Here is a 23,373-nt window from a genome sequence, read left to right on the forward strand (position 1 = left end):
CCCTCAGAAGCCGCGGTCGAGACGGTGCCACGTCTGCTGGAGACGCAGCTCGTCGCGGAAGCCGCGGGCGGTGGTGTGCTCGTCGATGACCAGGAACTCGGTGCCGACCATGGTCGCCAGGTCCTCGACCACCTGCAGACCGACGGCCGTCGTCATCACGGTGTGGTGGGCGGCGCCGGCGGTGAGCCAGGCCTCGGCGGCGACGGGGAACGACGGGCGCGGCTCCCAGACGGCACGGCCGACGGGGAGCTTCGGCAGGGCCTCGGTCGGGGGCACCACGTCGACGACGTTCGCGGTGAGACGGAAGCCGTCGCGGGTGTCGGAGAGCGCGACCACCACGGCCTCGCCGGAGTCGGCCGTGAAGACCAGGCGGACCGGGTCGTCCTTGCCGCCGATGCCGAGCGGGTGGATCTCCAGCGTCGGCTTCGTGGTGGTGAGCGTGGGCGAGACCTCGAGCATGTGGGCACCGAGGATCTTCTCGGCACCCGGGGTGAGGTCGTAGGTGTAGTCCTCCATCAGGCTCGCACCACCGGGCAGTCCGGCGCCGGCGACGTTCATCGCACGGACCAGGACGGCCGTCTTCCAGTCGCCCTCGGCGCCGAAGCCGTAACCGTCGGCCATCAGGCGCTGGACCGCGAGGCCGGGCAGCTGCTTGAGCGTGCCGAGGTCCTCGAAGTTGGTGGTGAAGGCGGCGGACCCGTTCTGCGCGAGCAGGGTGCGGAGGCCGATCTCGATCGCGGCGCCGTCGCGGAGCGCGCTCCTGCGTTCGCCCCCCTCTTGGAGTTCCGGTACGAGGTCGTAGGACGCGTCGTAGGTGGCGAGCAGCGCGTCGATCTCGTGGTCCGACGCGGCGGACACGGCCGCTGCCAGCTCGTTCACCGCCCAGGTGTTGACCTGCACGCCGAGCTCGATCTCGGCCTCGGTCTTGTCGCCCTCGGTGACGGCGACGTAGCGCATGTTGTCGCCGAAGCGGGTGAGCTTCAGCTCGCGGACGGCTGCGGCGCCGGCTGCGGCGCGGGTCCAGTTCGACACGCGCTGCTGGACGCGGGGGTCCGAGACGTGGCCGACGGCGGTGGCGTGCCGGACACCGAGGCGTGCCAGGGCGTAGCCGAACTCACGGTCGCCGTGCGCGGCCTGGTTGAGGTTCATGAAGTCGAAGTCGATGTCCGCCCACGGCAGCGTGACGTTCGCCTGCGTGTGCAGGTGCAGCAGCGGCTTCGTCAGCGCCTGCAGGCCGCCGATCCACATCTTCGCGGGGCTGAAGGTGTGCATCCAGGTGGTGACACCGATGACCTTGTCGTCGGCGCTGGCCTCGATCAGGGCGCGGCGGATGCCGTCGGCGTCCTTCAGGACCGGCTTCCAGACGAGCTTGACCGGCAGCGCGCCGGCCAGTTCGGCGTGTACGGCCTTGCTCTGCTCCTCGACCTGGCGCAGCGTCTCCTCGCCGTACAGCCCCTGGGAGCCGGTGAGGAACCAGACCTCGTAGCCGTCGAGCGTGGCCTGGGGGTCGACGGTGGTGTCGTGCGTCGGGGTGTCGTGCGTCGGGGTGTCCTGCGTCATCGCATGGCTCCTTCGGGGTTCTGTCCGTAGACGTTCTGGTAGCGATCGAAGAGTCGATCGATGTCTGCTTGCGCGATCGGGACCACGTCCCCGCCCTGCTTCGCGATGTGCACGGTGCGGGCGACGTCCTCGCACATCACGGCGGCCTTGACGGCGTCCTTGGCGTCCTTGCCGATGGTGAAGACGCCGTGGTTCTGCATGAGGACCGCGCGGGATCGGTGGCCGGTCAGCGTCTCGACGATGCCGTGGCCGATCGAGTCGTCACCGATGATCGCGAACGGGCCGACCGGGATCGGCCCGCCGAACTCGTCCGCCATCGCGGTGATCACGCACGGGATGGGTTCCGCTCGTGCGGCCCACGCCGTCGCGTACGTCGAGTGGGTGTGCACGACACCGCCGACCTCGGGCATGTTCCGGTACACGTGGGCGTGCGCGGCGGTGTCGGAGCTCGGCCCGTGGCTGTTCTCCCAGCCGTCGGCCGGCTCGCCGTCGAGGGTGCAAACGACCTGGTTCTCGGGGGTCAGGTCGTCGCTCGACACGCCGCTCGGCTTGATGACGAACAGGTCGGTGCCGGGCACGCGCTCGGAGACGTTGCCGCCGGTCCAGATCACCAGGCCGTAGCGGACGAGTTCGCCGTGCAGGCGGGCGACGCGTTCCCGGGTGGTCGCGACGGCCCGCTGGGTGTCGGGGTCGGTTGCGCTGGTCATCTGGTCACTTCCTGCTCTGCCGGGAGGCGCGGCTCGGCTCCCGCCGTCCCCTCGCCTCGGGTCGTGGTCGCGTCGGCGCCGGGGGCGGCTGCCGCACCGGTTCCGGTCGTCTCGGGTCCGGTCGCCGCTGCGGCACCGGTTCCGGTCGTCTCGGGTCTGGTCGCCGCTGCCGCCGCGGCCTGGACGGGCAGGGCAGCGCGGTACCGGCCGAGGTACGCTTGGAAGCCCTCGACGTCGCGCGGCTCGGGCTCAGCCACGTGCACGGCGTCCCCGCCGAACACGGTGTCCGCAAGGAAGTCGGCGAGCTGCTGGTCGGTGTGCTCGAGGTAGGCGGCCAGGACGGCGATGCCCCAGGCCCCGCCCTCGCCCGCGGTCTCCTCGAGGGCGATCGGCACTCGCAGTGCCGCGGCGAGCAGTCGCTGCGGGGCACCCGGCGTGCGGAAGAGCCCGCCGTGCGCGGTCATCCGGTCGACCTGCACCCGCTCGCCGTGCAGCACGTCCATGCCGATCGCCAGGGTGGCGAACGCGCCGTGCACCTCGGAGCGGACCAGGTTGCCCAGGGTGAAGCGGGCGTCGGGGGTGCGGAGCAGCAGGGGCCGGCCGTCCTCGACATGGGTGACGGGTTCGCCGGCCAGGTAGTTGAACGAGAGCAGGCCGCCGGCGTCGGGGTCGGTGCTGTCCGCGATCGATTCGGTGAGCAGTGTCGCGTAGACGGTGTCGACGTCGAGGGGCTGCCCGGCCGCTTCGGCGAACCGTCCGAAGACCTTCGCCCAGCTCGCGATCTCGCTGGCGCCGTTGTTGCAGTGCACCATCGCCACGGCGTCGCCCGCCGGGGTGGTCACGACGTCGAGTTCCTCGTGCGGGGTGCTGAGCGGGTTCTCGAGGACCACCATCGCGAAGATGCTCGTGCCGACGCTGACGTTGCCGGTGCGGGGTGCTACGGCGTTCGTCGCGACCATGCCGGTGCCGGCGTCGCCCTCGGGCGGGCAGAGCGGCGCGCCGGGTTCGAGCGTGCCGGTGGGGTCGAGCCACGCGGCGCCCTCGGGGGTCAGCTCACCGGCTTCCTCGCCCGCGACGAGCACCTCGGGCAGGACCGCGCGGAGGTCGGGGACGTGCTCGCCGAGCAGGGCCTGCGTCGTGGCGAGCATGTGCTCGTCCCATCCGCGGGAGCCGGGGTCGCCCGGGCCGCTGTCGACGGGGCCACCCTCGATCGGGAACACCCCGGAGGCATCCCCGACGCCGAGCACGTTCCGTCCGGTGAGTCGTCGGTGCACGTAGCCCGCGAGCGTCGTGATGCCCGCGATCTGCTGCACGTGCGGCTCCTCGTCGAGGACCGCCTGGTACAGGTGTGCGATCGACCAGCGGAGTGGCACGTTGAACGCCAGTGCCTCGCTGAGCTGTTCGGCCGCGGGCCCGGTCGAGGTGTTCCGCCAGGTCCGGAACGGCACGAGCAGGTCGCCCGCGGCGTCGAACGCCAGGTAGCCGTGCATCATCGCGCTCACGCCGACTGCGCGGAAGGTGGTCGGACGCACGCCGAACTGCGCTTCGACGTCGGCGACGAGCGCGGCGTAGGCGGCCCGGAGACCGGTCTCGACGGCGTCGAGCGAGTAGGTCCAGCGGCCGTCGACGAACTCGTTCTCCCACTCGTGGGAGCCGGCGGCGATGGGCACGAGGTCCTCGTCCACCAGGCATGCCTTGATGCGGGTGGAGCCGAGCTCGATCCCAAGTGTCGTGCGGCCGTTCGCGACCTGCTGGGTGGGGTCGTCGCCCATGCGTTCCTCCAGAACTCCGTCGTCCTCCGTGAGCGCTCACATCCTGGCACGTGAGCGCTCACTCTCGCAACGTCCGGGCGCGCCGCCCCCTCGGCCGCGCTGCACGCCCGCGCCACACCCGGCTCCGCCCGGTTCCCACCCGGTTCCCACCCGATCTCGAGCCTGACCACGACACCCCCGCTCACGTCCGCCGAGGTTCCACAACTCGCCGCCCCCGCCACGCCCAGGTTCCACGAACGACCCGGATCCCCGCCCAGATGCCGAAATCTCGGAACCCCGAGCACCGAGGGGGCCCCCGGGACAGCGGCCTTCGGCACGTTCCGACCGACCCCTTCGCGGCGGGGACTCGCCCGGCCCCTTCCCCGTCGAGGTTCCACGACTCGCCGCCGCCGTGGCGCCGAGGTTCCACGAACGGCTCGGAGACCCGCCCAGATGCCGAGATTTCGGAACCTCGGCGGACGGGCGCGACGGGCGGGGAGGGGCGGGACGGGGCGGGCGCCGGGCTACGCGCCGGCGGTGCTCTCGCGGATGACGAGCGACGGGGTGACCGTCGCCGAGGCCGCCGCACCGCCGTCGATCAGGCCGAGCAACGCCTGCCCGGCCACGCGCCCGAGCTCCTCGAGCCGCAGGTCCACCGTCGTCAGCGGCGGCCTCGAGGCGAGCGCCATCACGTCCCAGTCGTCGTACCCGGTGACGGCGACGTCCTCGGGGACCGATCGTCCGAGCTCCCGGAGCCGGTCGCACACGCCACGGGCGATCTGGTCGCTGCCGCACATGATCGCGTCGACATCGGGAGACTGCCGCGCGAGCACGTCGACGGCCTGGCGCCCCCACCGCTCCGACCACTCGCCGAACAGCGGCGGCGTGACCAGTCGTGACCCGAGCACGGAGGCGGCCCCCGCCACCCGACGTTCGGCGGAACGGTGCCGCGCGGGCCCGGTGACGACGGCAACCCGCTGCCGCCCGAGCGTCAGCACGTGCGAGGCGACGAGCGCGGACCCTGCGGAGTCGTCGAGGGTGATCGACACGTCGTCGGCCGCGGTCGACGGCGTGAACGCGTACACGACCGGGATCGCCACGTCGATCGGCGGTCGCGGGTCGGCGGACCGTCCGGTCACGATGATCCCGTCGACGCCGCGGGCTGCGAGGGAACGGAGGTAGTGGGCCTCGCGGACGTGGTCGTCGCGGGTGTCGCAGAGCAGGACCGCCATCTGCCCGGCGGACAGGGCATCCTCGGCGCCGAGGAGCACCGGGATCGAGAACCGACCGAAGGAGTCGGTGGTGATCATGCCGACCGTGTAGGTCCGGCCGGAGGACAGTGCGCGGGCCCGGGCGTCTCCGACGAACCCGAGCTTCTCGGCGGCGTCCTTGACCCGTGCCCTGGTGGAGTCGCGGAGCTGTCCGGTGCCGTTGAGCGCCTTCGACGCCGTGCCGATCGACACCCCGGCAAGCGCGGCGACGTCGGTGATCCGGACGGGTTGCGTGCTGCGGTCGGCACCGGTGCGCTCGAGGGTCACGGCAAGTTCCTTTCCGGATCGCGGGACGTGACGATGAGCATACGCAGAAAAACGCCCACAACTCTTGCGCACGCCAGGTCGGTGTCGTACTGTCCACCGCAGAAACCGTTTTCCGAAACGCTGCACGAACGGCGGACACCGGGACGGTCCCAGTCACATCGCAAGGAGGCGACATGACCACCACGCTCGCGACCGACAGCCGTGCGCACACCGCGACCCCGGTCCTCCCGACCGCCGACGCGCACCTCACGCTCCGGCCCCTGCCGACGGGCGACGCCCGGATCACCAGCGGCTTCTGGGCTCTCCGGCAGGAGCGCAACGGCCGTGATGCGGTCCGCGGCGGGTACGCCCTGCTCGAGACCGCCGGCAACTTCCGGAACCTGCGCATCGCCGCCGGGCTCGAGGAGGGCGAGGCCACCGGCCCGATCTTCATGGACTCGGACGTGACGAAGTGGCTCGAGGCGGTGGCGTGGGAGTACGGCCGCGCCCCGTCCGAGGACCTGCTCGAACTGCAGCGCGAGGTCACCGCCCTGTACGCCCAGGCGCAGGCCGACGACGGCTACCTCGACTCCGTGCAGCAGATCCGTGGGAAGGGCGAGCGGTACACGGACCTCAAGTGGAGCCACGAGATGTACTGCGCCGGGCACCTGTACCAGGCGGCCGTGGCGCAGCACCGGGCGACGGGCGACACCGGCCTGCTCGAGGTCGCGATCAAGAACGCCGACCACCTGGTCCGCACGTTCGGCGACGGCACCGCACCGGACGGCACGCCGAAGACCCGCGACGTCGACGGCCACCCCGTCGTCGAGATGGGCCTCGTCGAGCTCTACCGCGAGACCGGCAACCGCGACTACCTCGACCTGGCGCACTGGTTCGTCGACGCCCGCGGCACGGGCATCATCGAGCGCGCCGGCGGCGAGCCGACGTACTTCTCCGACCGGGTGCCGAGCCGGCAGGCCACGACCGTCGAGGGCCACGCCGTCCGCGCCGTGTACCTGGCAGCCGGCGCCGTCGACGTCGCGATCGAGACCGGCGACACCGAGCTGCTGGCCGCGAGCGAGGGACAGTTCGCCGACATGATGGCGACGAAGGCGTTCATCACCGGAGGCCTCGGTGCGCGCTGGGACTGGGAGGCGTTCGGCGACCCCTACGAGCTGCCGACCGACCGTGGCTACGCCGAGACCTGCGCGGCCATCGGCGGTGTGCAGTGGGCGTGGCGCCTGCTGCTCGCCACGGGCAAGCCGGTCTACGCCGACGCGATCGAGCGCCTGCTCTACAACGCGTTCCTGGCCGGCGTGAGCCTGGCGGGCACCGAGTACTTCTACGTGAACCCCCTGCAGCAGCGGGACCACGCGCACCAGGACGAGAATCGCTCCCCTGCCCACGGGCGCCGCGGCTGGTTCGACTGCGCCTGCTGCCCGCCGAACATCATGCGCACGTTCGCGAGCCTGGACGGCTACCTGGCGACCGCGACCGACGGCGGCCTGCAGATCCACCAGTACGCGACCGCCGACCTCGGGCCGGTGTCGGTGGAGACGGGCTACCCGCACGACGGCCGCGTGGTCGTCACGGTCACCGAGGACGGCCCGCTCGCCCTCGGCCTGCGGATCCCGGTCTGGTCGGACACGACGACGGTGCAGGGACCGGACGGTACCGCGCACCCGGAGCCGGGCACGCTGCACGTCGTCGACCGGCACTGGTCCGCAGGGGACACCGTCGAGCTCGTCTTCGACACGACGCCGCACCGGTACGTGGCCGACACCCGCATCGACGCCGCCCGCGGTCAGGTCGCCATCGAGCGCGGCCCCCTCGTGTACGCCGTGGAGCAGGCGGACCAGCAGGGCTTCACGGTCGACGACCTGACGGTCGACGCGGTCGCACCGATCACCGAGGAACGTCGCGACGACCTGCTCGACGGCATCGTCACGCTGCGCGTGCCCGGACACGCCCCGGCCGGACACGAGCAGGCATCGTGGCCGTACCAGCGGCTGGACGGGCCGGGAGGCGCGACGAACGCTCTCGACGCGACCAACGTCGGCGACGTGGCCGGTTCCGAGAACGCCACCACGGGCCTCCCGTCGGTCACCGCGACAGCGGTTCCCTACTACGCCTGGGCGAACCGGGGCGCGGCGCCGATGCGCGTGTGGCTCCCGCTGGCGCGGTGATCTGATGGACCGCAGAGCGTTCCTGGTCGGCGGTGTCGCCGGCGGCGCAGCACTCGCCCTGGCAGGGTGCTCCGGCACCCTGCCCAAGGTCGACGCGAAGGTGGCGAGCTTCGGGAAGGACGCGACCGGCACCGTGCACGTCTGGTGCCGGTCCGCGACCCAGGCCGGACTGACCTCGGCCGTGGCCGGGTTCAACAAGGCGAACCCGAAGCTGCAGGTCGAGCTGACCCCGGTGCCGGACGGTCAGTACGTGACGAAGCTCGCAACGGCCATCCGCGGTGGTGAGCCGCCGGACGTCGTGGACATCGACGACATCAACTCGCAGCTGTTCATCTTCCGCGAGGCGTTCGCCGACCTGACCGACGTCGTCAAGGGCCTCGACTACTTCGACGCGATCTCGCCGGGGCACCTGCGGCTGCTCGAGTACCGCGACCGGTACTACGGGCTGCCCTACCTGGCGGACAACTCGCAGCTGTTCGTCAACACCGAGCTGTTCGACCGGGCCGGGCTCGACGTCGAGGACTCCACGAAGGACCTCGACTCCCTGCTGGCGGCGGCGAAGGCCATCCGGAAGACCGGCGACGACGTCTACGGGTGGTCGATCTCCGGAAACGCCGCCGGCATCATCGGCTTCGTCACCCAGCCGCACGTATGGGCAACGGGTGTCGACATGATGTCCGGCGAGGTCGGCTCCCAGACGGCGAACATCACCGGCAACGAAGCGCTGGAACGGATGCTCGAGTTCTACCGGCAGCTCTGGAAGGACGGCGCGCTGTCGAAGGCGACGTACTCGGACGCCGGCACCACGTGGGGCGCGGACTTCCGGGCCGGCAAGGTCGGGATCTTCCCGACCTCCTACGGCGCCACCGTGCCCGCGGCCACCAAGGCGATGCGGGCGAAGATGCAGACGGTCCTCATCCCGTCGTGGGACGGCCAGCGGTCGTTCTTCGACGGCGGCGACAACATGTGCATCCCGAACGGGGCGGCGAACCCGTCCGGAGGCTGGGCGTTCATGCAGTACGCGAACGGCCTGCAGCAACAGCAGGCACTGCCCGACGGCGGGTACTTCCCCACCCGCTCCGACGCCGCGACGCCCGAGTACCGGAAGCGGTTCCCCTTGGCGTTCGGCCCCCTCGACGCCATCGACAAGGGCTACGCGCCGCAGACCCTGGCGTACAACCTGCTCAACAACCAGCCGTCGTCACCGTACTTCGCGATGTTCCGCGAGGCCGTGTTCGGCTCGGGCACCGCTGCCGCGATGAAGACGGCGCAGGCGGACTACACCCGCATCCTCGACCAGGTCCAGGCCTGACCTTCGCTCGCTCGTTGCACAGAGAGGTGCAGACATGACCACCATCTCCAACCGACGGACCGGCGCCGGCCGCCCGACCGTCGGGCGCGGCGCTGGCCGTCCGGGCCGCTCGGGCCGCCCGGGTCCGTCCCGCGGGTCGCTCACCCACCCGCCGCGCGCCGGCGCCGTGCTCGTCACCCCGGCGATCGTCTTCGTCGCGGTGTTCGTCCTCGCCCCGCTCGTGTTCGCGCTCTACATCTCGTTCACGAACTGGCCCCTGATCGGCCCGTACCGGTTCATCGGGCTGCAGAACTACCTGACCCTGTTCCAGGACCCGACGTTCGTGCACGCCATCGGGTACACGCTGCTGTACACCGCGATCGTGACAGTGCCGATCCTGGTGCTCGGCTACTTCCTGGCGGTGCTCATCCGGGCACGGCGACGGGGCAGCACCCTGCTGCGGACGGTGTTCTTCCTGCCGTACGTCGTCGGCCTGACCACGCTGTCGTTCATGCTCGTGCTCGAGGCGCAGCCGAACTCCGGAGCCGTCAACATGGTGCTCCGCTGGCTCGGGATCACCGACGGCAGCACCGCCTGGCTCGTCAACGGCCCCCTCGCCACGCTGCTCATCTGCGTGCTCGTGGTCTGGGCGGTGTCCGGCCTGACGATGGTGCTCCTGATGTCGGCCATGCAGGGCATCCCCGACGAGGTGTACGAGTCGGCCCAGCTCGAGGGCGCGTCGTGGTGGCAGACCGAACGGCTCATCACCCTGCCGATGATCCGGTCGACCATCGCCCTCAGCGCCATCATCTCGGTGATCGGCTCGCTGCTCGCGTTCAACCAGTTCTACATCCTGACCCAGGGCGGGCCGGGGACCGAGACCACGACGATCGTCAACGCGATCTACAACCGTGGCTTCGTCAACCTGCAGCTCGGCGCCGCGACCGCCGAGTCGATCGCCCTGGTCGTCGTCATCGCCGCCGTCACGGTGTTCCAGTTCTGGGCACTGCGAGAGAAGGACTGAGCCATGAGCACCACGACCTCCCGTGCCGGCCTCGCGGCGCCGGACCTGTCCACCCGCACGCTGACCACCACCGGCGACGGACGCCGCCGGCGCCACCACCAGGGCAGCGTCCGGCACCCCCGCGACACCGCCGTCAAGCGCACCCTGTACGTGATCGCCGGCGTCGGGTCGGTGCTCGTGTTCGGTGTCCCACTGCTGTGGTCGATCCTGCGGGCGTTCCAGTCCGAGGCCGTCATCACGCAGGCCGCCGACCCCGCGACCTTCTTCCAGCTCGGCTGGCAGAACTTCGCCGCCGTCTTCAGCTCGTCGTCGCACCTGCTGACCGGCGTGTTCAACTCGTTGATCGTGTCGATCGCCACCGCGGTGCTGACCGCGGTGATCGCCACGATGGCCGGGTACGGGTTCGCCCGCTTCCGGTTCCGCGGGTCGGGCATCGTGTTCGGTCTGGTGCTGCTGACGATGATGGTGCCGTTCCAGGCGATCCTCACCCCGCTGTACCTCGAGATGAACGCCATGAAGCTCACGAACTCGCTGCTCGGGCTCGTGCTGTTCTACACGACGGTGAACCTGCCGTTCGGGGTGTTCGTGATGCGGAACGCGTTCGAGTCGATCCCGACCGAGCTCGAGGACTCGGCGTTCGTCGACGGGGCCTCACGCTTCCGGGTCGTCGTGTCGGTGCTCCGCCCGCTCCTGCTGCCCGGCGCGGCCACCGCTGCGCTGTACGCGTTCCTGGCGTCGTGGACGGAGTTCCTCGGAGCGCTGACCTTCCTGACGAAGGACTCGCTCTACACGCTGCCGGTGGCGCTGCTCAACCTGCAGACCGGGGCGTACGGGCAGGTGTCGTACGGCAACCTCGTCGCCGGGTCGGTGGTGGCGATGATCCCGTGCATCGCGCTCTACGTCGGACTGCAGCGGTTCTACGTCGCAGGCCTGTCGTCGGGTGCGCTGAAGGGCTGACGGTCGGGTCGGCTCGGGGCCGGGCCCGCTCGCACCGTGCGGGGTTGCCCGCTCGGTGCGGGACGGCCACGACCTCGCACCGTGCGCCGCCCATCGGCCGGTGCGGGGTTGCCCGCTCGATGCGGGGTTGTAGCGCTGCACCGAGCGACCAACCTCGCACCGGCCGCACAACACCGCACCGTGCGCTCTACGCCGACCGGCGCACCACGAGTTCGGGCGCCAGCAGGGTCTCGTCGAGCGGCTCGCCCTCGACCAGGGCCCGCACGGTGTCGAGCACCCGCTCCCCCATCGCCCGGAAGTCCTGCCGCACGGTGGTCAGCGGCGGGGTGAAGTGCGCGGCCTCGGGGACGTCGTCGAACCCGACCACCGCGATGTCGTCGGGCACGCGCAGGCCCTCGTCGGCGAAGGCGTGGAGCACCCCGAGCGCCATCTGGTCGTTGCCGGCGAACACCGCGTCGACGGCCGTCACGTCGATGTGCCGTGCGGCCGCGAACCCGCTCCCCGGGGTCCAGTCGCCGTCGAGCACGACGGGCTCGAGGCCGGCGTCCTGCATGATCCGGACGTACGTGGCGCGACGCACCTCGGACTCCTGCGAGACGGGCGGGCCGGCGATGTGCACGATCCGCCGGTACCCGCGCCCGAACAGGTGTTCCATCACGAGCGACGTCCCGGCGGCCTGGTCGATCGCGACGGCGGCGACGGTCGACGCCGCCGGGGTCCGCACGGCGTCGCGCTGCACGGCGTTCGACACGACGACGGGCACGGTGACCGGCACGGTGAGTGATCCGAGGGCGTCGAGCACCCGGTTGTCGGCGGCGACGAGCACGATCGCGGCGACGTCCTGCGCGAGCAGCGTCGTGAGTGCACCGGACAGGTCGGACGGCGTCGGGTCCTCGGGCAGGGTCGAGAGCAGCACGTGGTACCCGGCCGACCGGGCCGCACGTTCGAAGCCGATCGCGGTGCTCGACGGGCCGTAGAGCGCGTCGCCGGCGGTGATGATGCCGAGCGCGCGGCTCCGCCCCCCGGCGAGTGCGCGGGCTGCGGCGCGGGGCCGGTAGCCGAGGTCGTGGACGGCGTCGGTGACCTGCGTGCGGAAGGCGTCGCGGACCGTCGGGTCGCCGTTGATGACGCGCGAGACGGTCTGGTGGGAGACGCCCGCGCGCTCGGCGACGTCGAAGATCGTCGGAGCCTTCCGGCGTTTGCCGCCCGTGCCCCCTGGGGCGGTCGTGGTCGTCACGAGGCCAACCGTACCGCGCAGTCCGGCCCGCGCGGCAAGATCGCGAAACGGTCAGGTCGAGTTGACACCCCGTTACGAAAGCCCCAGTATGTGAGCGCTCACACGAGCACATCCCTCGGGGCACAGCAGCCCCGGCACCTGAGCGCGTCGAGGACGACGCGAGAGGAACAGAGGTACTTCGATGACGAAGCGCAGGATCATCGCGGGCGTTGCAGCCCTCGGCATCGCGATCGCACTCGCCGGCTGCTCGGCCGGTGGCCGCGCGTCCACCGACGGCGGCGGCAGCAGCAGCGACAACAAGGGCGCCCTCGTCGGCGTCGCCATGCCGACCAAGGTCTCGGAACGCTGGATCAAGGACGGCGACGCCGTCAAGAGCGACCTCGAGAAGGCCGGTTACAAGGTCGACCTCGAGTACGGCGACAACAAGGTCCAGCAGCAGGCCCAGCAGGTCAGCAACATGATCACGAAGGGCGCGAAGGTCCTCATCATCGCGTCGATCGACGGCGGAGCCCTCTCCGACCAGCTCGACGCCGCCGCCAAGGCCGGCATCAAGGTGATCTCCTACGACCGCCTGCTGACGGGCAACAAGAACGTCGACTACTACGTGTCGTTCGACAACGAGAAGGTCGGCGTCGACCAGGCGACGAGCCTGCTCACCGGCCTCGGCGTCCTCGACGACAAGGGCGAGAAGACCGGCGAGAAGGGCCCGTTCAACATCGAGGTCTTCGCCGGCTCGCTCGACGACAACAACGCCAGCTTCTTCTTCAACGGCGCCATGAAGACCCTCAAGCCGTACCTCGAGGACGGCACGCTGAAGATCCAGTCGGGTCAGGACCAGCTCTCGCAGGCCGCCACGCAGCAGTGGGACCCGGCGACCGCCAAGGCCCGCATGCAGAACCTGGTCGCGAAGTCGTACTCGGGCGGCACCACGCTCGACGGCGTGCTCTCGCCGTACGACGGCATCTCGATCGGCATCATCTCGGCGCTGCAGGGTGCCGGCTACGGCACCAGCGACCGTCCGCTGCCGATCGTGACGGGCCAGGACGCCGAGGCGGCCTCGGTCAAGTCGATCATCGCCGGTCAGCAGTACTCGACCATCTACAAGGACACCCGCAAGCTCGCCAAGCAGTCGGTCACCATGGCCGAGGACCTGCTCACCGGTGACAAGCCCGAGGTCAACGACACGAAGAGCTACGACAACAAGGTCAAGGTCGTCCCGACCTTCCTGTTCCAGCCGACGGTCGTCACCAAGGACAACTACAAGGAAGTCCTCGTCGACTCGGGTTACTACACCGAAGCCGACCTGAAGTAGTCGCAACCCACCTGTCGGACAGGAGGCACGGGTCGACCCCGCCCCGTGCCTCCCGTCCGCCCCATCCGCGCGCCACGGCGCGCACCACGGAAGGCGGTCGACGTGACGGACACGATCCTCGAGATGCGTGACATCACCAAGACGTTCCCCGGCGTGAAGGCCCTGCAGGGCGTCTCGATCGAGGTCGAGCGTGGCCAGGTCCACGCCATCTGCGGCGAGAACGGCGCCGGCAAGTCGACCCTCATGAAGGTGTTGTCGGGCGTCTACCCGCACGGCTCCTTCGAGGGCGAGATCCTGCTCGACGGGTCGCCCGTCGCGTTCCACGACATCAACGGTTCCGAAGCAGCCGGCGTCGTCATCATCCACCAGGAGCTCGCGCTCAGCCCGTTCCTGTCGATCGCCGAGAACATCTTCCTCGGCAACGAGCGGTCCAAGGGCGGCTTCATCGACTGGAACAAGACGAACCTGGCAGCAGCCGAGCTCCTGCAGCGCGTCGGTCTCAAGGACAACCCGGTCACGAAGATCGTGGACATCGGTGTCGGCAAGCAGCAGCTCGTCGAGATCGCGAAGGCACTGTCGAAGAAGGTCAAGCTCCTCATCCTCGACGAGCCCACCGCCGCCCTGAACGACGACGACTCCGCGCACCTGCTCGAGCTCATCCGCTCGCTGCAGGCCGAGGGCATGACGGCGATCATCATCAGCCACAAGCTCAACGAGATCAAGGCGATCGCCGACAAGGTGACGATCATCCGCGACGGCAAGACCATCGAGACGCTCGACATGCACGCCGACGACGTCTCCGAGGACCGCATCATCCGCGGGATGGTCGGCCGCGACCTGTCGAACCGGTACCCCGAGCACGAACCCAAGATCGGCGAGGAGCTCTTGCGGATCGAGGACTGGACGGTCCACCACCCGCTCGACGGATCGCGCGAGATCATCCACCAGGTCGACCTGAACGTGCGCGCCGGCGAGATCGTCGGCATCGCCGGACTCATGGGCGCCGGGCGGACCGAACTCGCGATGAGCGTGTTCGGCCGGTCGTACGGATCCGGCATCAGCGGCACTGTCTACAAGCGCGGCGAGCCGATCAAGACCCACACCGTGTCGCAGGCGATCGACCACGGCATCGCGTACGTCACCGAGGACCGCAAGCGCTACGGCCTGAACCTGATCGACGACATCAAACGGAACATCTCCGGGTCGGCGCTCGGCAAGCTCGCCAGCTGGGGCTTCGTGAACGCGTCCGAGGAGACCACGGTCGCCGGGCAGTTCCTGAAGAACCTCAACATCAAGGCACCGAACGTCGACGTCATCACGGGCAAGCTCTCCGGCGGCAACCAGCAGAAGGTCGTCCTGTCGAAGTGGATGTACACCGATCCGGACGTGCTCATCCTCGACGAGCCCACCCGCGGCATCGACGTCGGTGCGAAGTACGAGATCTACACGATCATCAACAGCCTCGCGGACCAGGGCAAGGGGGTCATCGTGATCTCCTCGGAGCTCCCGGAGCTCCTCGGCATCTGCGACCGCATCTACACACTCTCCGAGGGCACCATCACCGCTGATGTGCCCCGCTCCGAGGCCACCCCAGAGGTCCTCATGCAGTACATGACCCAGGAACGGGAGACCCCTGTCAATGAACGCGCTTAAGTCCGCCGCCGGCTACCTCACCGGGCAGCTCCGACAGATCGGCCTGTTCATCGCGCTGATCGTCATCGTCGTCTTCTTCCAGGTGACGACCAACGGCATCACCCTGGCCCCGATCAACGTCTCGAACCTGATCGTCCAGAACAGCTACATCCTCATCCTCGCCATCGGCATGGTGATGGTCATCATCGCCGGGCACATCGACCTGTCCGTCGGGTCGGTCGTCGCCTTCACCGGCGCCATGGCCGGCGTGATGATCACGCAGTGGCACATCCCGTGGCCGATCGCCGTCGTGCTGTGCCTCGTCGTCGGAGCGCTCGTCGGTGCCTGGCAGGGGTTCTGGATCGCCTACTTCGGGATCCCGGCGTTCATCGTCACTCTGGCTGGCATGCTCGCCTTCCGCGGTGCGGCGCAGATCGTGCTGCACAACCAGCAGATCTCGCCGTTCCCGGACGGGTTCCGTGCCCTCGGTTCCGGCTTCCTGCCGTCGTTCGGCACCACCGGGTACGAGCCGCTCACGATGATCCTCGGCTTCGCCGCCGCGGCCGTCATGGCGGTCACGGCGTTCCGCGGCCGGGCCACCCGCCGCAAGTACCAGCTCGAGAGCGAACCGTTCGCCTGGTTCATCGTGAAGCTCGTCTTCGGCGTCGTGCTCGTCGTCTACGTGGCCCTGCTGCTCGCGAGCTACAACGGCACCCCGATCGTGCTCGTCATCCTCGGCGCACTCGTGGTGATCTACTCGGTCATCATGCGGAGCGCGGTGTTCGGCCGCCACGTCTACGCCATCGGCGGCAACGCCCTGGCCGCGCAGCTGTCCGGCGTGAAGACGAAGCGCGTCACGTTCATGCTCTTCGTCAACATGGGGGTCATCTCGGCCCTGGCCGGCGTGGTCTTCACCGGCCAGCTCAACCTGGCGGCACCCGGTGCGGGCAACGGCTTCGAGCTCGACGCCATCGCCGCGGTGTTCATCGGTGGCGCAGCGGTCACCGGCGGCATCGGCACGGTGCCCGGCGCCATCGTCGGTGGTCTCATCATCGGTCTGCTGAACAACGGCATGTCGATCCTCGGCGTCGGGACCGAGTACCAGTCGCTCATCAAGGGCTTGGTCCTGCTCGCCGCCGTCGCGTTCGACGTGTTCAACAAGCGTCGGGCGGCTGCCGCGCGCAAGTAGGGCTGCGCGCGGTCGCGTTCGCGGTCGCTTGGTGAACAGAAAAGGTCGGGTCCTCTGTGGGGACCCGACCTTTTCTGCTCACGATCGCGACGCGACCGCCCACCCCCTGGCCGGGAGGCGCAGGGTTCCGTTCCCCAGGTCGGCACCGCCCGCCTCCACCTGCGTCGCATCCGCCGCGGGCACCTCGACGGGATCGGCCGACAGGTTCAGGGCGGTCACCACGGCCGCGTCCGACGTCGCGGTCCGCAGGACGACCGCCGTGTTCGTCAGGTGCACGACGTCGGTGTGCGCCCGGTGCAACCACGGGTTGCGGCGGCGCAGGGCGATCAGGGCTTCGTACGCGTGCGTCAGGTCCCCCGCTGCGGGTGGTGTGTCCGGGAACTCCGGTCGGACCGCGTCGTCACCGCCCTCGCGTTCCTCCTTCACCCCGGTCCAGCCGTACTCGTCGCCCGCGTAGACGATCGGGGTGCCGGCGACGGTGAACAACACCGCGGCCGCGTGCCCGGCGAACTGCTCCCCCACCGCGCTCGCGATGCGGGTGACGTCGTGGTTGCCGATGAAGGTCGTCGGGGCGAACGTCTCGAGCAGGGCGTCGTGCCGCTCGATCGCGTGCGCCAGTTCGTGGCCGTTGCCGTCCGCGATGCCGTGCCAGATGCCCTGCCACAGTTCGTACTGCGTCAACGAGTCCATCGTCGACTCCCGCGCGATCGCCGCCGCGTCGCCGTGGATCACCTCGCCGCTGAACCACGCGTCAGGGAACCGCTCGCGCACCCGCGGCAGCACCCTGGCCCAGAACGCCGGTGGCACCGCGTACGCCGCATCGAGGCGCCAGCCGTCGATCCCGCGCTCCAGCCAGTGCGTCATGATCTGCACGACGAGGTCCTCGGTCGCTCGGCTGGCGTGGTCCAGCGCCACGAGGATGTCGTGTCCCTCGAACAACCCGACGGGCACCGGCTGCCCCGGCGACCACCCCGACCAGTCGATCGCGAACAGGCCAGCGGTCGCCGCATCCGGTCCTGCTTCTCCGAGCGCCCGGAACGCCGGGTGCTCACGGCCGACGTGGTTGAAGACACCGTCGAGCAGGACCCGGATCCCCCGCTCGTGCGCCGCGGACACCAGACGGTCGAAGTCGGCTTCGTCGCCGAGCCGGGGGTCGATCCGGAAGTGGTCCACCGTGTCGTAGCCATGGGTGGAGCTCGCGAACACCGGCCCGAGCACCAGGCCGTTCAGGCCGAGGTCCACCACGTGGCCGAGCCAGGGTTCGATGCGGCCGAGACGGTGCTCGACGGCGCGCTCCTCGACCGGTACCCCCGGGCGGACGTCCGCCCCGACGAACCCGAGCGGGTACACGTGCCACCACATGACGTGCGGGACCCAGGCGGGCTCGGGCGGACGGATCGGTGCGGTGTCGGTGCTCACCCCTCGACACTGCCAGCCGCGCCTGTGCTGGGCGCTCCCGTGCTGGGAACGGACAGGAACGGCAGGACGAGGATGTGGGCATGGGACGTGCGATCAGGACGGAAGCGGACGCTGCGGCGTCGGAGTCGGCACAGGCCGAGCGGACTTGTGCGTCGTGCGGCCGTCGGATGCCGTCGACGGCGGCGCCCGAATCCAAGTGGTGCTCCCGTGCCTGCCGTCGCCACGGGGTCGACCCGACGGACCTGGCACTCGAACAGCGCATCGACGAACTGCTCGCCGCACGGGCACGCACCTCGAGCATCTGCCCGTCCGAGGTGGCGAGGTCGCTCGATCCGGACGACTGGCGCCCGCTCATGGAGCGCGCCCGGCGAGCGGCCCAGCGCATGATGGCGCGCGGCGAGGTCGAGATCACCCAGGGCGGCTCCGTCGTGGACCCGTCGACCGCGAAGGGCCCGATCCGCATCCGCCGCCCGCGGTGAGGGAACACCTGTCGTGCACCGTCGGTTGGGCCGGGAGATGACTGCAACCGGATCGACCGCACCGACCTCTGCCCAGCCCCGAGCCCTCGTCGTGGGAGCCAGCGGCATCACCGGCTCCGCCCTGGTGAGCCACCTGCTCGACCTCGGCTGGGACGTGACCGCACTGTCCCGCCGTCCGCTCCCCCAGCAGGACGTCCGGACCGTCGCCGCGGACCTCCGCGATCCCGACAGCCTCGGCGCCGCCCTGGCCGACGAACGTCCCACGCACGTGTTCTTCACCGCGTGGCAGCGCCAGGAGACCGAAGCCGAGAACATCCGCGTGAACGGCGGCATGGTCCGCGACCTGCTCGCCGCACTCGCGCACGCTCCACTGGCGCACGTCGCGCTGGTGACCGGGCTCAAGCACTACCTCGGCCCGTTCGAGGCCTACGCCGCGGGCGAGATGCCGGACACGCCCTTCCACGAGGAAGAGCCCCGCCTGGACACCCCCAACTTCTACTACGCGCAGGAGGACGAACTCTTCACCGCCGCTGAGCGCCAGGGCTTCACGTGGTCGGTGCACCGCTCGCACACCGTGATCGGGCACGCTGTCGGCAACGCGATGAACATGGGCCTGACGATCGCGGTGCAGGCCACCCTGGCGAAGGAGCTCGCCCTGGACTTCGTGTTCCCGGGCAGCGAGGCGCAGTGGAACGGCCTGACCGACATGACCGAGGCGGGGATCCTCGCCGAGCAGATGGTCTGGGCGGCGACCGCACCCGAGGGTGCCGACGAGGCCTTCAACATCGTGAACGGCGACGTCTTCCGGTGGCGCTGGATGTGGCCGCGCCTGGCTGCACACCTCGGCGTCGACCCGGCGCGCGTGGTCGGGTACCAGGACGAGCCGCGTCCGCTCGAGCAGCAGATGGCGCCGTACGAGTCGGAGTGGGCCCGCATCGCCGAGCGACACGGTCTGGCCGAGGCGGACATCACACGGCTCGCCTCGTGGTGGCACACCGACGCCGACCTCGGTCGCGCGATGGAGGTCGTCACCGACATGGGGAAGAGCCGCGAGGCCGGGTTCACGGCCTTCCGCCGGACCGAACGCGCGTTCGCCGACCTCTTCGCGCGCTACCGGGCCGACCGACTCATCCCCTGAGCCTTCGGCCCGGAACAGCGGGCTACAGCGCGAGCAGGAGCACCACGAGCGTCGCGACCGAGAGCACCAGCAGGACGACGGCGCCCTGCAGGTCCTTGTCGTGCGCTCGGAGGTGCGCCACCACGGCGCCGACGAAGTACACCACCGCGCCGATGGCCGCGGCGATGGCGAGCGGCACCCACCAGATGCCGATGACGAGCCCGGCGGCAGCGGCGACCTCGAGCGCCCCGAGGACCGTCATCTGCGCGGGGGTGACGTGGACTGCCTGCATCGAGGCGACGATCTTCGGGTTGCGGACGAGTTTCATGACGCCCGAGCCGAGCAGGGCCACGGCGAGGACGAGGGACAGGACAACGGCAGCGATGTGCACGGGGAACTCCAGGTGGTGAAACGGATGGTTGTCCCCGTTTCAAACCGGGGACTGCTCCCCGTATTCCCGGCCACGCGATCTAGGCTCGGTCCATGACCCGCCGAGACGTCGCCCGGAACCGTCAGGCGCTCGTCGACGCGGCCCGGTCCGCGTTCACCGACCACGGCCTCCAGGCTGCACTGGAACCGATCGCGGTCGCAGCGGGACTCGGCAACGCGACCCTGTACCGGCACTTCCCGACCCGCGCGGCGCTGTGGGAAGCCGTCCTGGTCGAGCCGATGCACGAGGTGCTCGACCTCGTCGAGCACTGCTGCGAGTTGTCCGCCTCGGACCCGTGGGAGGGCTTCGCGACCTTCGTCCGCGAGACGGCGGCGATCGAGGCCCGCCGCACCGGCTTCAGCGAACTCATGACCACCGACTACCGCGACGCTCCGGAACTCCTCCGGCTCCGCATCGCCGTGCAGGACGGGATCGACGCCCTCTTCACAGCCGGACAGGCGGCCGCGGTCATCCGCGCCGACGCCACCCTGGCCGACGTCGCACTCCTGCAGCTCTCGATCGCGGAGACGATCCGCACGTTCGGCCGGGTCGCGCCCGAGGCGTACCGACGCTGGGTGGACCTGGTGCTCGACGGGTTCCGGGCGACGGACGTCCCGCGCGGCGTGCTGGCCGGACGCCCCCTGCGCGGTGACCAGGTCCGACGAGCCCTGGCGGAGCGCCACCAGGCATGACCTGGCACGCTCGGACCATGACCGCCGAAGCCGACGACCACTTCTTCGTCGTCAACGGGCGACGATGGCGCCGCACCGACCCCGCGCTGCCCGGGGACGTCGCGGCGGCGCTCCGGAGCCACCTCGGTCGTGGGCGGAACGCCGTCAAGCAGGCCAAGCGCGTGGGCGACGACGACGCCCTGGCCGCGGCCCGGCACCGGAACGGCCTCGCGAAGCACGGGCTGGGCGAGCGCGGGCCGGAGTGGTGGACGCGTCCCGAGGCCGATCGGATCGCCGACGCCGAGCAGGCCCTGGCCGACCTGGACGCTCTGCCGTGACGACGATCCGTCCGCCGCGCCTGGACCGCATCCTGAACCTCATCGTGTTCGGCCCGGTGATGATCGGGACAGGAGTCGCACTTGCGAGCGTGGCCTTCGTGCCCGGAGCATCTGCGCGGGTGTTCGTCTTCGTCCTCGGTGTCGCCTTCATCGCCGGCGGGACCTGGGCCACGGCCAGGCTCCGACGCGTCGCCGTGTACCTGTCCGACGAAACCCTCCGGTACTCCGGCTTCTTGTCGTCGTGGACCGCACCGCGTGCGGGCGTCACCGCGGTGCTCGACGACGCGTACGTCGAGTGGCGCGACGATCGCGGGGTCGACCACCGACGGCAGATCTGGCTGCTGACCCGAGCATGGGAGGACGACGGCACGAGGTTCTCTCCGCTCTGGCGCTGGCGACGCGAGGCGCTCCTCGAGGTGCGGGCGTGGGCAGCGACTCACGAAGTCCGAAACGTCCCATGACGCCCGCGGTGGGAAGCGGAATCGGGCGTACCTGGTCGAAAGTTCCGACCAGGTACGCCCGATTCGACCAGGTACGCCGCGAGCCACGTCAGCCCTCGGTGTGGCCCAAGGACGGCTCGAGGAGCAGGTGGGCCGTGCGGGACGCCGACGCGTGCAGCTCGAGGACGACGAGGTCGTTCCGGCCCTGGCGCAGGACCGGGCCCGGGATCGCCAGGGTCTGCTGCGGGCCGCGCGACCAGTACCGACCGAGGCAGAACCCGTTCACCCACGCGACACCCTTGCGGAAGCCGTCGAGCGCCAGGTAGCGGTCGTCCCCCGCGTCGAGGTCGAACGACCCTGCGGCGAAGGTCGGCCCGGCGAGCACCTCGCCGTCCGTCGGTTCCACGGCCGACAACGCATCGAGGGCGGACGGTGCGATCGGGTCGAGCGCCAACGGTGCCGCGGTCCAGCGCGACAGCGGGACACCGTCGACGGCGACCCCGCCGATCAGGCCCTTCGGTTCGCCGATGCGGATGCCGTAGTCGACCCGGCCCTGGTCCTCGACGAGCAGTTCGAGCGTGCCGGTCACCGGCGGCAGGACGACGGCGCGGTCGTGGTGCTCGCGCTCCAGGACGCCGACGACGACGCCGTCGACGGACACGATCGCGCGGTCGCGGACCTCTTCCCCGATGGTCAGCACTCCGCCGGTCGGCAGGTCGACCTCGGCCCGGTACAGCACGAAGCCGCTGGCCGTACCGAGGGCGTCGAACGTCGGCGGCTCGTCGTGCGCCGACCAGGTCGTGAGCGTGGGCAGCAGGGAGCGCAGCGACGCGACGCGGTCGAGGCGGACGGCGAGGTCCGTGGCGGGGGCGATCCGGGCCTCCAGGCCGACTCCGTCCGCCGCATCGGACGCGAGTCGACCCGACCCACCCGGCTCCATCGACGCCGGCAGCGGCGGGACGGGCGCGTAGCGCTCGATGACCGCGCGGAAGGCGTGGAACTTCGAGGTGGGCCGACCAGCCTCGTCGAGCGGAGCGTCGTAGTCGTACGACGTCGCGATCGGACGGTACACGCCCTTGTCGTTGGCGCCGTTCGTGAAGCCGAAGTTCGTGCCACCGTGGAACATGTAGATGTTGACCGAGCCACCGGCGGCGAGCAGGACGTCGAGGTCCGCGGCGCTGTCCGCGGCCGAGGTGGTGTGGTGGTGCTCGCCCCAGCTGTCGAACCAGCCGTCCCAGAACTCGGAGCACATCAGGGGGCCGGTGGGCTGAGCCTGGCGGAGCCGCTCGAGGCGCGCGGCGGACCGCGAGCCGAACGAGCCGGTCTTGTGCAGCGACGGCAGCGAACCGTCCTCGAGCATCGTGCCCATCGGCTGGTCGACGCTCGTGAACGGGACGGTCAGCCCGATGTCGCGGTGCATCTGCTCGAGTGCACGCAGGTACTCGGGGTCGGAGCCGTAGGCGCCGTACTCGTTCTCGACCTGCACCAGGACGATGGGCCCGCCCTGGTCGATCTGCCGCGGGACCAGCACGGGGGCCAGCTGCTGCAGGTACGTCTGGACCGCCGCGAGGAACCCGGACTCGTTGCGCCGGACGCCCACGGAGCCGCCCGCGAACAACCAGTACGGCAGACCGCCGTTGGTCCACTCGGCGCAGATGTAGGGGCCGGGGCGGACGATGGCGTGCATCCCCTCGGCAGCGACCAGGTCGAGGAACCGGCCGAGGTCGAGCCCGCCGGTCAGGTCGAAGACGTCGGGCGACGGCGCGTGCGCGTTCCAGGCGACGTAGGTCTCGATGGTGTTGAGGCCCATCAGCTTCGCCTTGCGGATCCGGTCAGCCCACAGGTCGGGGTGCACGCGGAAGTAGTGGATCGCACCGGACAGCACGCGGTGCGGCTCGCCGTCGAGCAGGAAGTCGGTGTCGCCGATGGCGAATCGCATGAGATGACTCTTTCAGACAGCGGGGTGGGGGGGGGGGGGGGGGCCCCCCCCCCCGGGGGGGGGGGGGGGGGGGGGGGGGGGGGGGGGGGGGGGGCGGGGGGGGGGGGGGGGGGGGGGGGGGAGAACAGCGGACGAAAAACCCCCCCAAAAAAAAAAACCCCAAAGCACCCCCACAAC

Annotated in this window: 20 protein-coding genes; 12 read left to right on the forward strand and 8 right to left on the reverse strand. The window is 70.4% G+C overall.

All coding sequences use genetic code 11. The features are described 5' to 3' along the window. Positions 1-3 precede the first annotated feature (3 nt). The 4 genes from araA to EDF42_RS12260 all read right to left on the reverse strand — a co-directional run bounded on the left by araA (position 4) and on the right by EDF42_RS12260 (position 5,556). The gene (gene araA, locus EDF42_RS12245) at positions 4-1,560 is read right to left on the reverse strand and encodes an L-arabinose isomerase (RefSeq protein ID WP_123338705.1); all 1,557 of its coding nucleotides are present in this window, start codon (positions 1,558-1,560) and stop codon (positions 4-6) included. Continuing rightward, positions 1,557-2,267 (reverse strand): L-ribulose-5-phosphate 4-epimerase, encoded by a 711-nt coding sequence (locus tag EDF42_RS12250; RefSeq protein ID WP_123672469.1) that lies wholly within the window; start codon positions 2,265-2,267, stop codon positions 1,557-1,559. The genes araA and EDF42_RS12250 overlap by 4 nt, the downstream gene beginning before the upstream one ends. After that, the gene (locus tag EDF42_RS12255; protein WP_123672470.1) at positions 2,264-4,039 is read right to left on the reverse strand and encodes a xylulokinase; all 1,776 of its coding nucleotides are present in this window, start codon (positions 4,037-4,039) and stop codon (positions 2,264-2,266) included. The genes EDF42_RS12250 and EDF42_RS12255 overlap by 4 nt, the downstream gene beginning before the upstream one ends. Before the next feature lie 503 nt (positions 4,040-4,542). Next, positions 4,543-5,556, reverse strand: a complete 1,014-nt coding sequence (locus EDF42_RS12260) for a LacI family DNA-binding transcriptional regulator (protein WP_123672471.1) — start codon at positions 5,554-5,556, stop codon at positions 4,543-4,545. Positions 5,557-5,729: 173 nt separating this feature from the next. On the opposite strand from EDF42_RS12260, the gene EDF42_RS12265 reads away from it, so the two are divergent. From EDF42_RS12265 to EDF42_RS12280, 4 genes are read left to right on the forward strand one after another with little or no spacing between them, the layout of a single operon-like run. Beyond that, on the forward strand, positions 5,730-7,721 hold the full coding sequence (locus EDF42_RS12265; RefSeq protein ID WP_123672472.1) for a glycoside hydrolase family 127 protein: 1,992 nt from the start codon (positions 5,730-5,732) through the stop codon (positions 7,719-7,721). A 4-nt stretch (positions 7,722-7,725) separates the two neighbouring features. Beyond that, positions 7,726-9,033, forward strand: coding sequence for a sugar ABC transporter substrate-binding protein (locus EDF42_RS12270; RefSeq protein ID WP_123672473.1), 1,308 nt, complete (start codon positions 7,726-7,728; stop codon positions 9,031-9,033). Positions 9,034-9,067: 34 nt separating this feature from the next. Beyond that, on the forward strand, positions 9,068-10,036 hold the full coding sequence (locus EDF42_RS12275) for a carbohydrate ABC transporter permease (RefSeq protein WP_123672474.1): 969 nt from the start codon (positions 9,068-9,070) through the stop codon (positions 10,034-10,036). Positions 10,037-10,039: 3 nt separating this feature from the next. Then, on the forward strand, positions 10,040-10,993 hold the full coding sequence (locus tag EDF42_RS12280; RefSeq protein ID WP_123291928.1) for a carbohydrate ABC transporter permease: 954 nt from the start codon (positions 10,040-10,042) through the stop codon (positions 10,991-10,993). Between the two features lie 187 nt (positions 10,994-11,180). On the opposite strand, the gene EDF42_RS12285 is transcribed toward EDF42_RS12280, so the two are convergent. Continuing rightward, entirely contained in the window at positions 11,181-12,230 is a 1,050-nt protein-coding gene (locus EDF42_RS12285) for a substrate-binding domain-containing protein (RefSeq protein WP_123338697.1), read from the reverse strand. A gap of 181 nt (positions 12,231-12,411) precedes the next feature. Here EDF42_RS12285 and chvE point away from each other — a divergent pair, with 181 nt between their 5' ends. From chvE to mmsB, 3 genes are all read left to right on the forward strand, one after another. Next, complete coding sequence (gene chvE / locus EDF42_RS12290) at positions 12,412-13,542, forward strand: multiple monosaccharide ABC transporter substrate-binding protein (RefSeq protein ID WP_123672475.1); 1,131 nt, start codon at positions 12,412-12,414, stop codon at positions 13,540-13,542. Positions 13,543-13,644: 102 nt separating this feature from the next. Next, positions 13,645-15,195, forward strand: a complete 1,551-nt coding sequence (mmsA, locus tag EDF42_RS12295; protein ID WP_123338695.1) for a multiple monosaccharide ABC transporter ATP-binding protein — start codon at positions 13,645-13,647, stop codon at positions 15,193-15,195. Then, the gene (mmsB, locus tag EDF42_RS12300) at positions 15,182-16,363 is read left to right on the forward strand and encodes a multiple monosaccharide ABC transporter permease (protein WP_111086259.1); all 1,182 of its coding nucleotides are present in this window, start codon (positions 15,182-15,184) and stop codon (positions 16,361-16,363) included. Before mmsA ends, mmsB begins: the two co-directional genes overlap by 14 nt. A 78-nt stretch (positions 16,364-16,441) precedes the next feature. On the opposite strand, the gene EDF42_RS12305 is transcribed toward mmsB, so the two are convergent. Further along, positions 16,442-17,782: an alpha-amylase family glycosyl hydrolase gene (locus tag EDF42_RS12305; RefSeq protein ID WP_260235426.1), complete on the reverse strand. Its 1,341-nt coding sequence runs from the start codon at positions 17,780-17,782 to the stop codon at positions 16,442-16,444. Positions 17,783-17,862: 80 nt separating this feature from the next. On the opposite strand from EDF42_RS12305, the gene EDF42_RS12310 reads away from it, so the two are divergent. After that, a complete protein-coding gene (locus EDF42_RS12310; protein WP_123672476.1) occupies positions 17,863-18,261 on the forward strand; it encodes a DUF3253 domain-containing protein in 399 nt (132 codons plus the stop codon). Between the two features lie 37 nt (positions 18,262-18,298). Beyond that, positions 18,299-19,399, forward strand: a complete 1,101-nt coding sequence (locus EDF42_RS12315) for an SDR family oxidoreductase (protein WP_123672477.1) — start codon at positions 18,299-18,301, stop codon at positions 19,397-19,399. Between the two features lie 22 nt (positions 19,400-19,421). On the opposite strand, the gene EDF42_RS12320 is transcribed toward EDF42_RS12315, so the two are convergent. Then, positions 19,422-19,769, reverse strand: a complete 348-nt coding sequence (locus EDF42_RS12320; protein WP_123672478.1) for a DoxX family protein — start codon at positions 19,767-19,769, stop codon at positions 19,422-19,424. Between the two features lie 92 nt (positions 19,770-19,861). Here EDF42_RS12320 and EDF42_RS12325 point away from each other — a divergent pair, with 92 nt between their 5' ends. The 3 genes from EDF42_RS12325 to EDF42_RS12335 are packed head-to-tail and all read left to right on the forward strand — an operon-like array spanning position 19,862 to position 21,278. Next, the gene (locus EDF42_RS12325; RefSeq protein WP_123338691.1) at positions 19,862-20,500 is read left to right on the forward strand and encodes a TetR/AcrR family transcriptional regulator; all 639 of its coding nucleotides are present in this window, start codon (positions 19,862-19,864) and stop codon (positions 20,498-20,500) included. A 17-nt stretch (positions 20,501-20,517) separates the two neighbouring features. Continuing rightward, the gene (locus tag EDF42_RS12330) at positions 20,518-20,817 is read left to right on the forward strand and encodes a biopolymer transporter Tol (RefSeq protein WP_123672515.1); all 300 of its coding nucleotides are present in this window, start codon (positions 20,518-20,520) and stop codon (positions 20,815-20,817) included. Then, positions 20,814-21,278 (forward strand): hypothetical protein, encoded by a 465-nt coding sequence (locus EDF42_RS12335; protein WP_123672479.1) that lies wholly within the window; start codon positions 20,814-20,816, stop codon positions 21,276-21,278. Before EDF42_RS12330 ends, EDF42_RS12335 begins: the two co-directional genes overlap by 4 nt. A gap of 88 nt (positions 21,279-21,366) precedes the next feature. Here the strand turns inward: EDF42_RS12335 and EDF42_RS12340 are convergent, their stop codons facing one another. Then, positions 21,367-23,196 (reverse strand): beta-galactosidase family protein, encoded by a 1,830-nt coding sequence (locus EDF42_RS12340; protein WP_123672480.1) that lies wholly within the window; start codon positions 23,194-23,196, stop codon positions 21,367-21,369. Positions 23,197-23,373 lie beyond the last annotated feature (177 nt).

Source organism: Curtobacterium sp. PhB172, from assembly GCF_003752545.1.
GTDB lineage: Bacteria > Actinomycetota > Actinomycetes > Actinomycetales > Microbacteriaceae > Curtobacterium.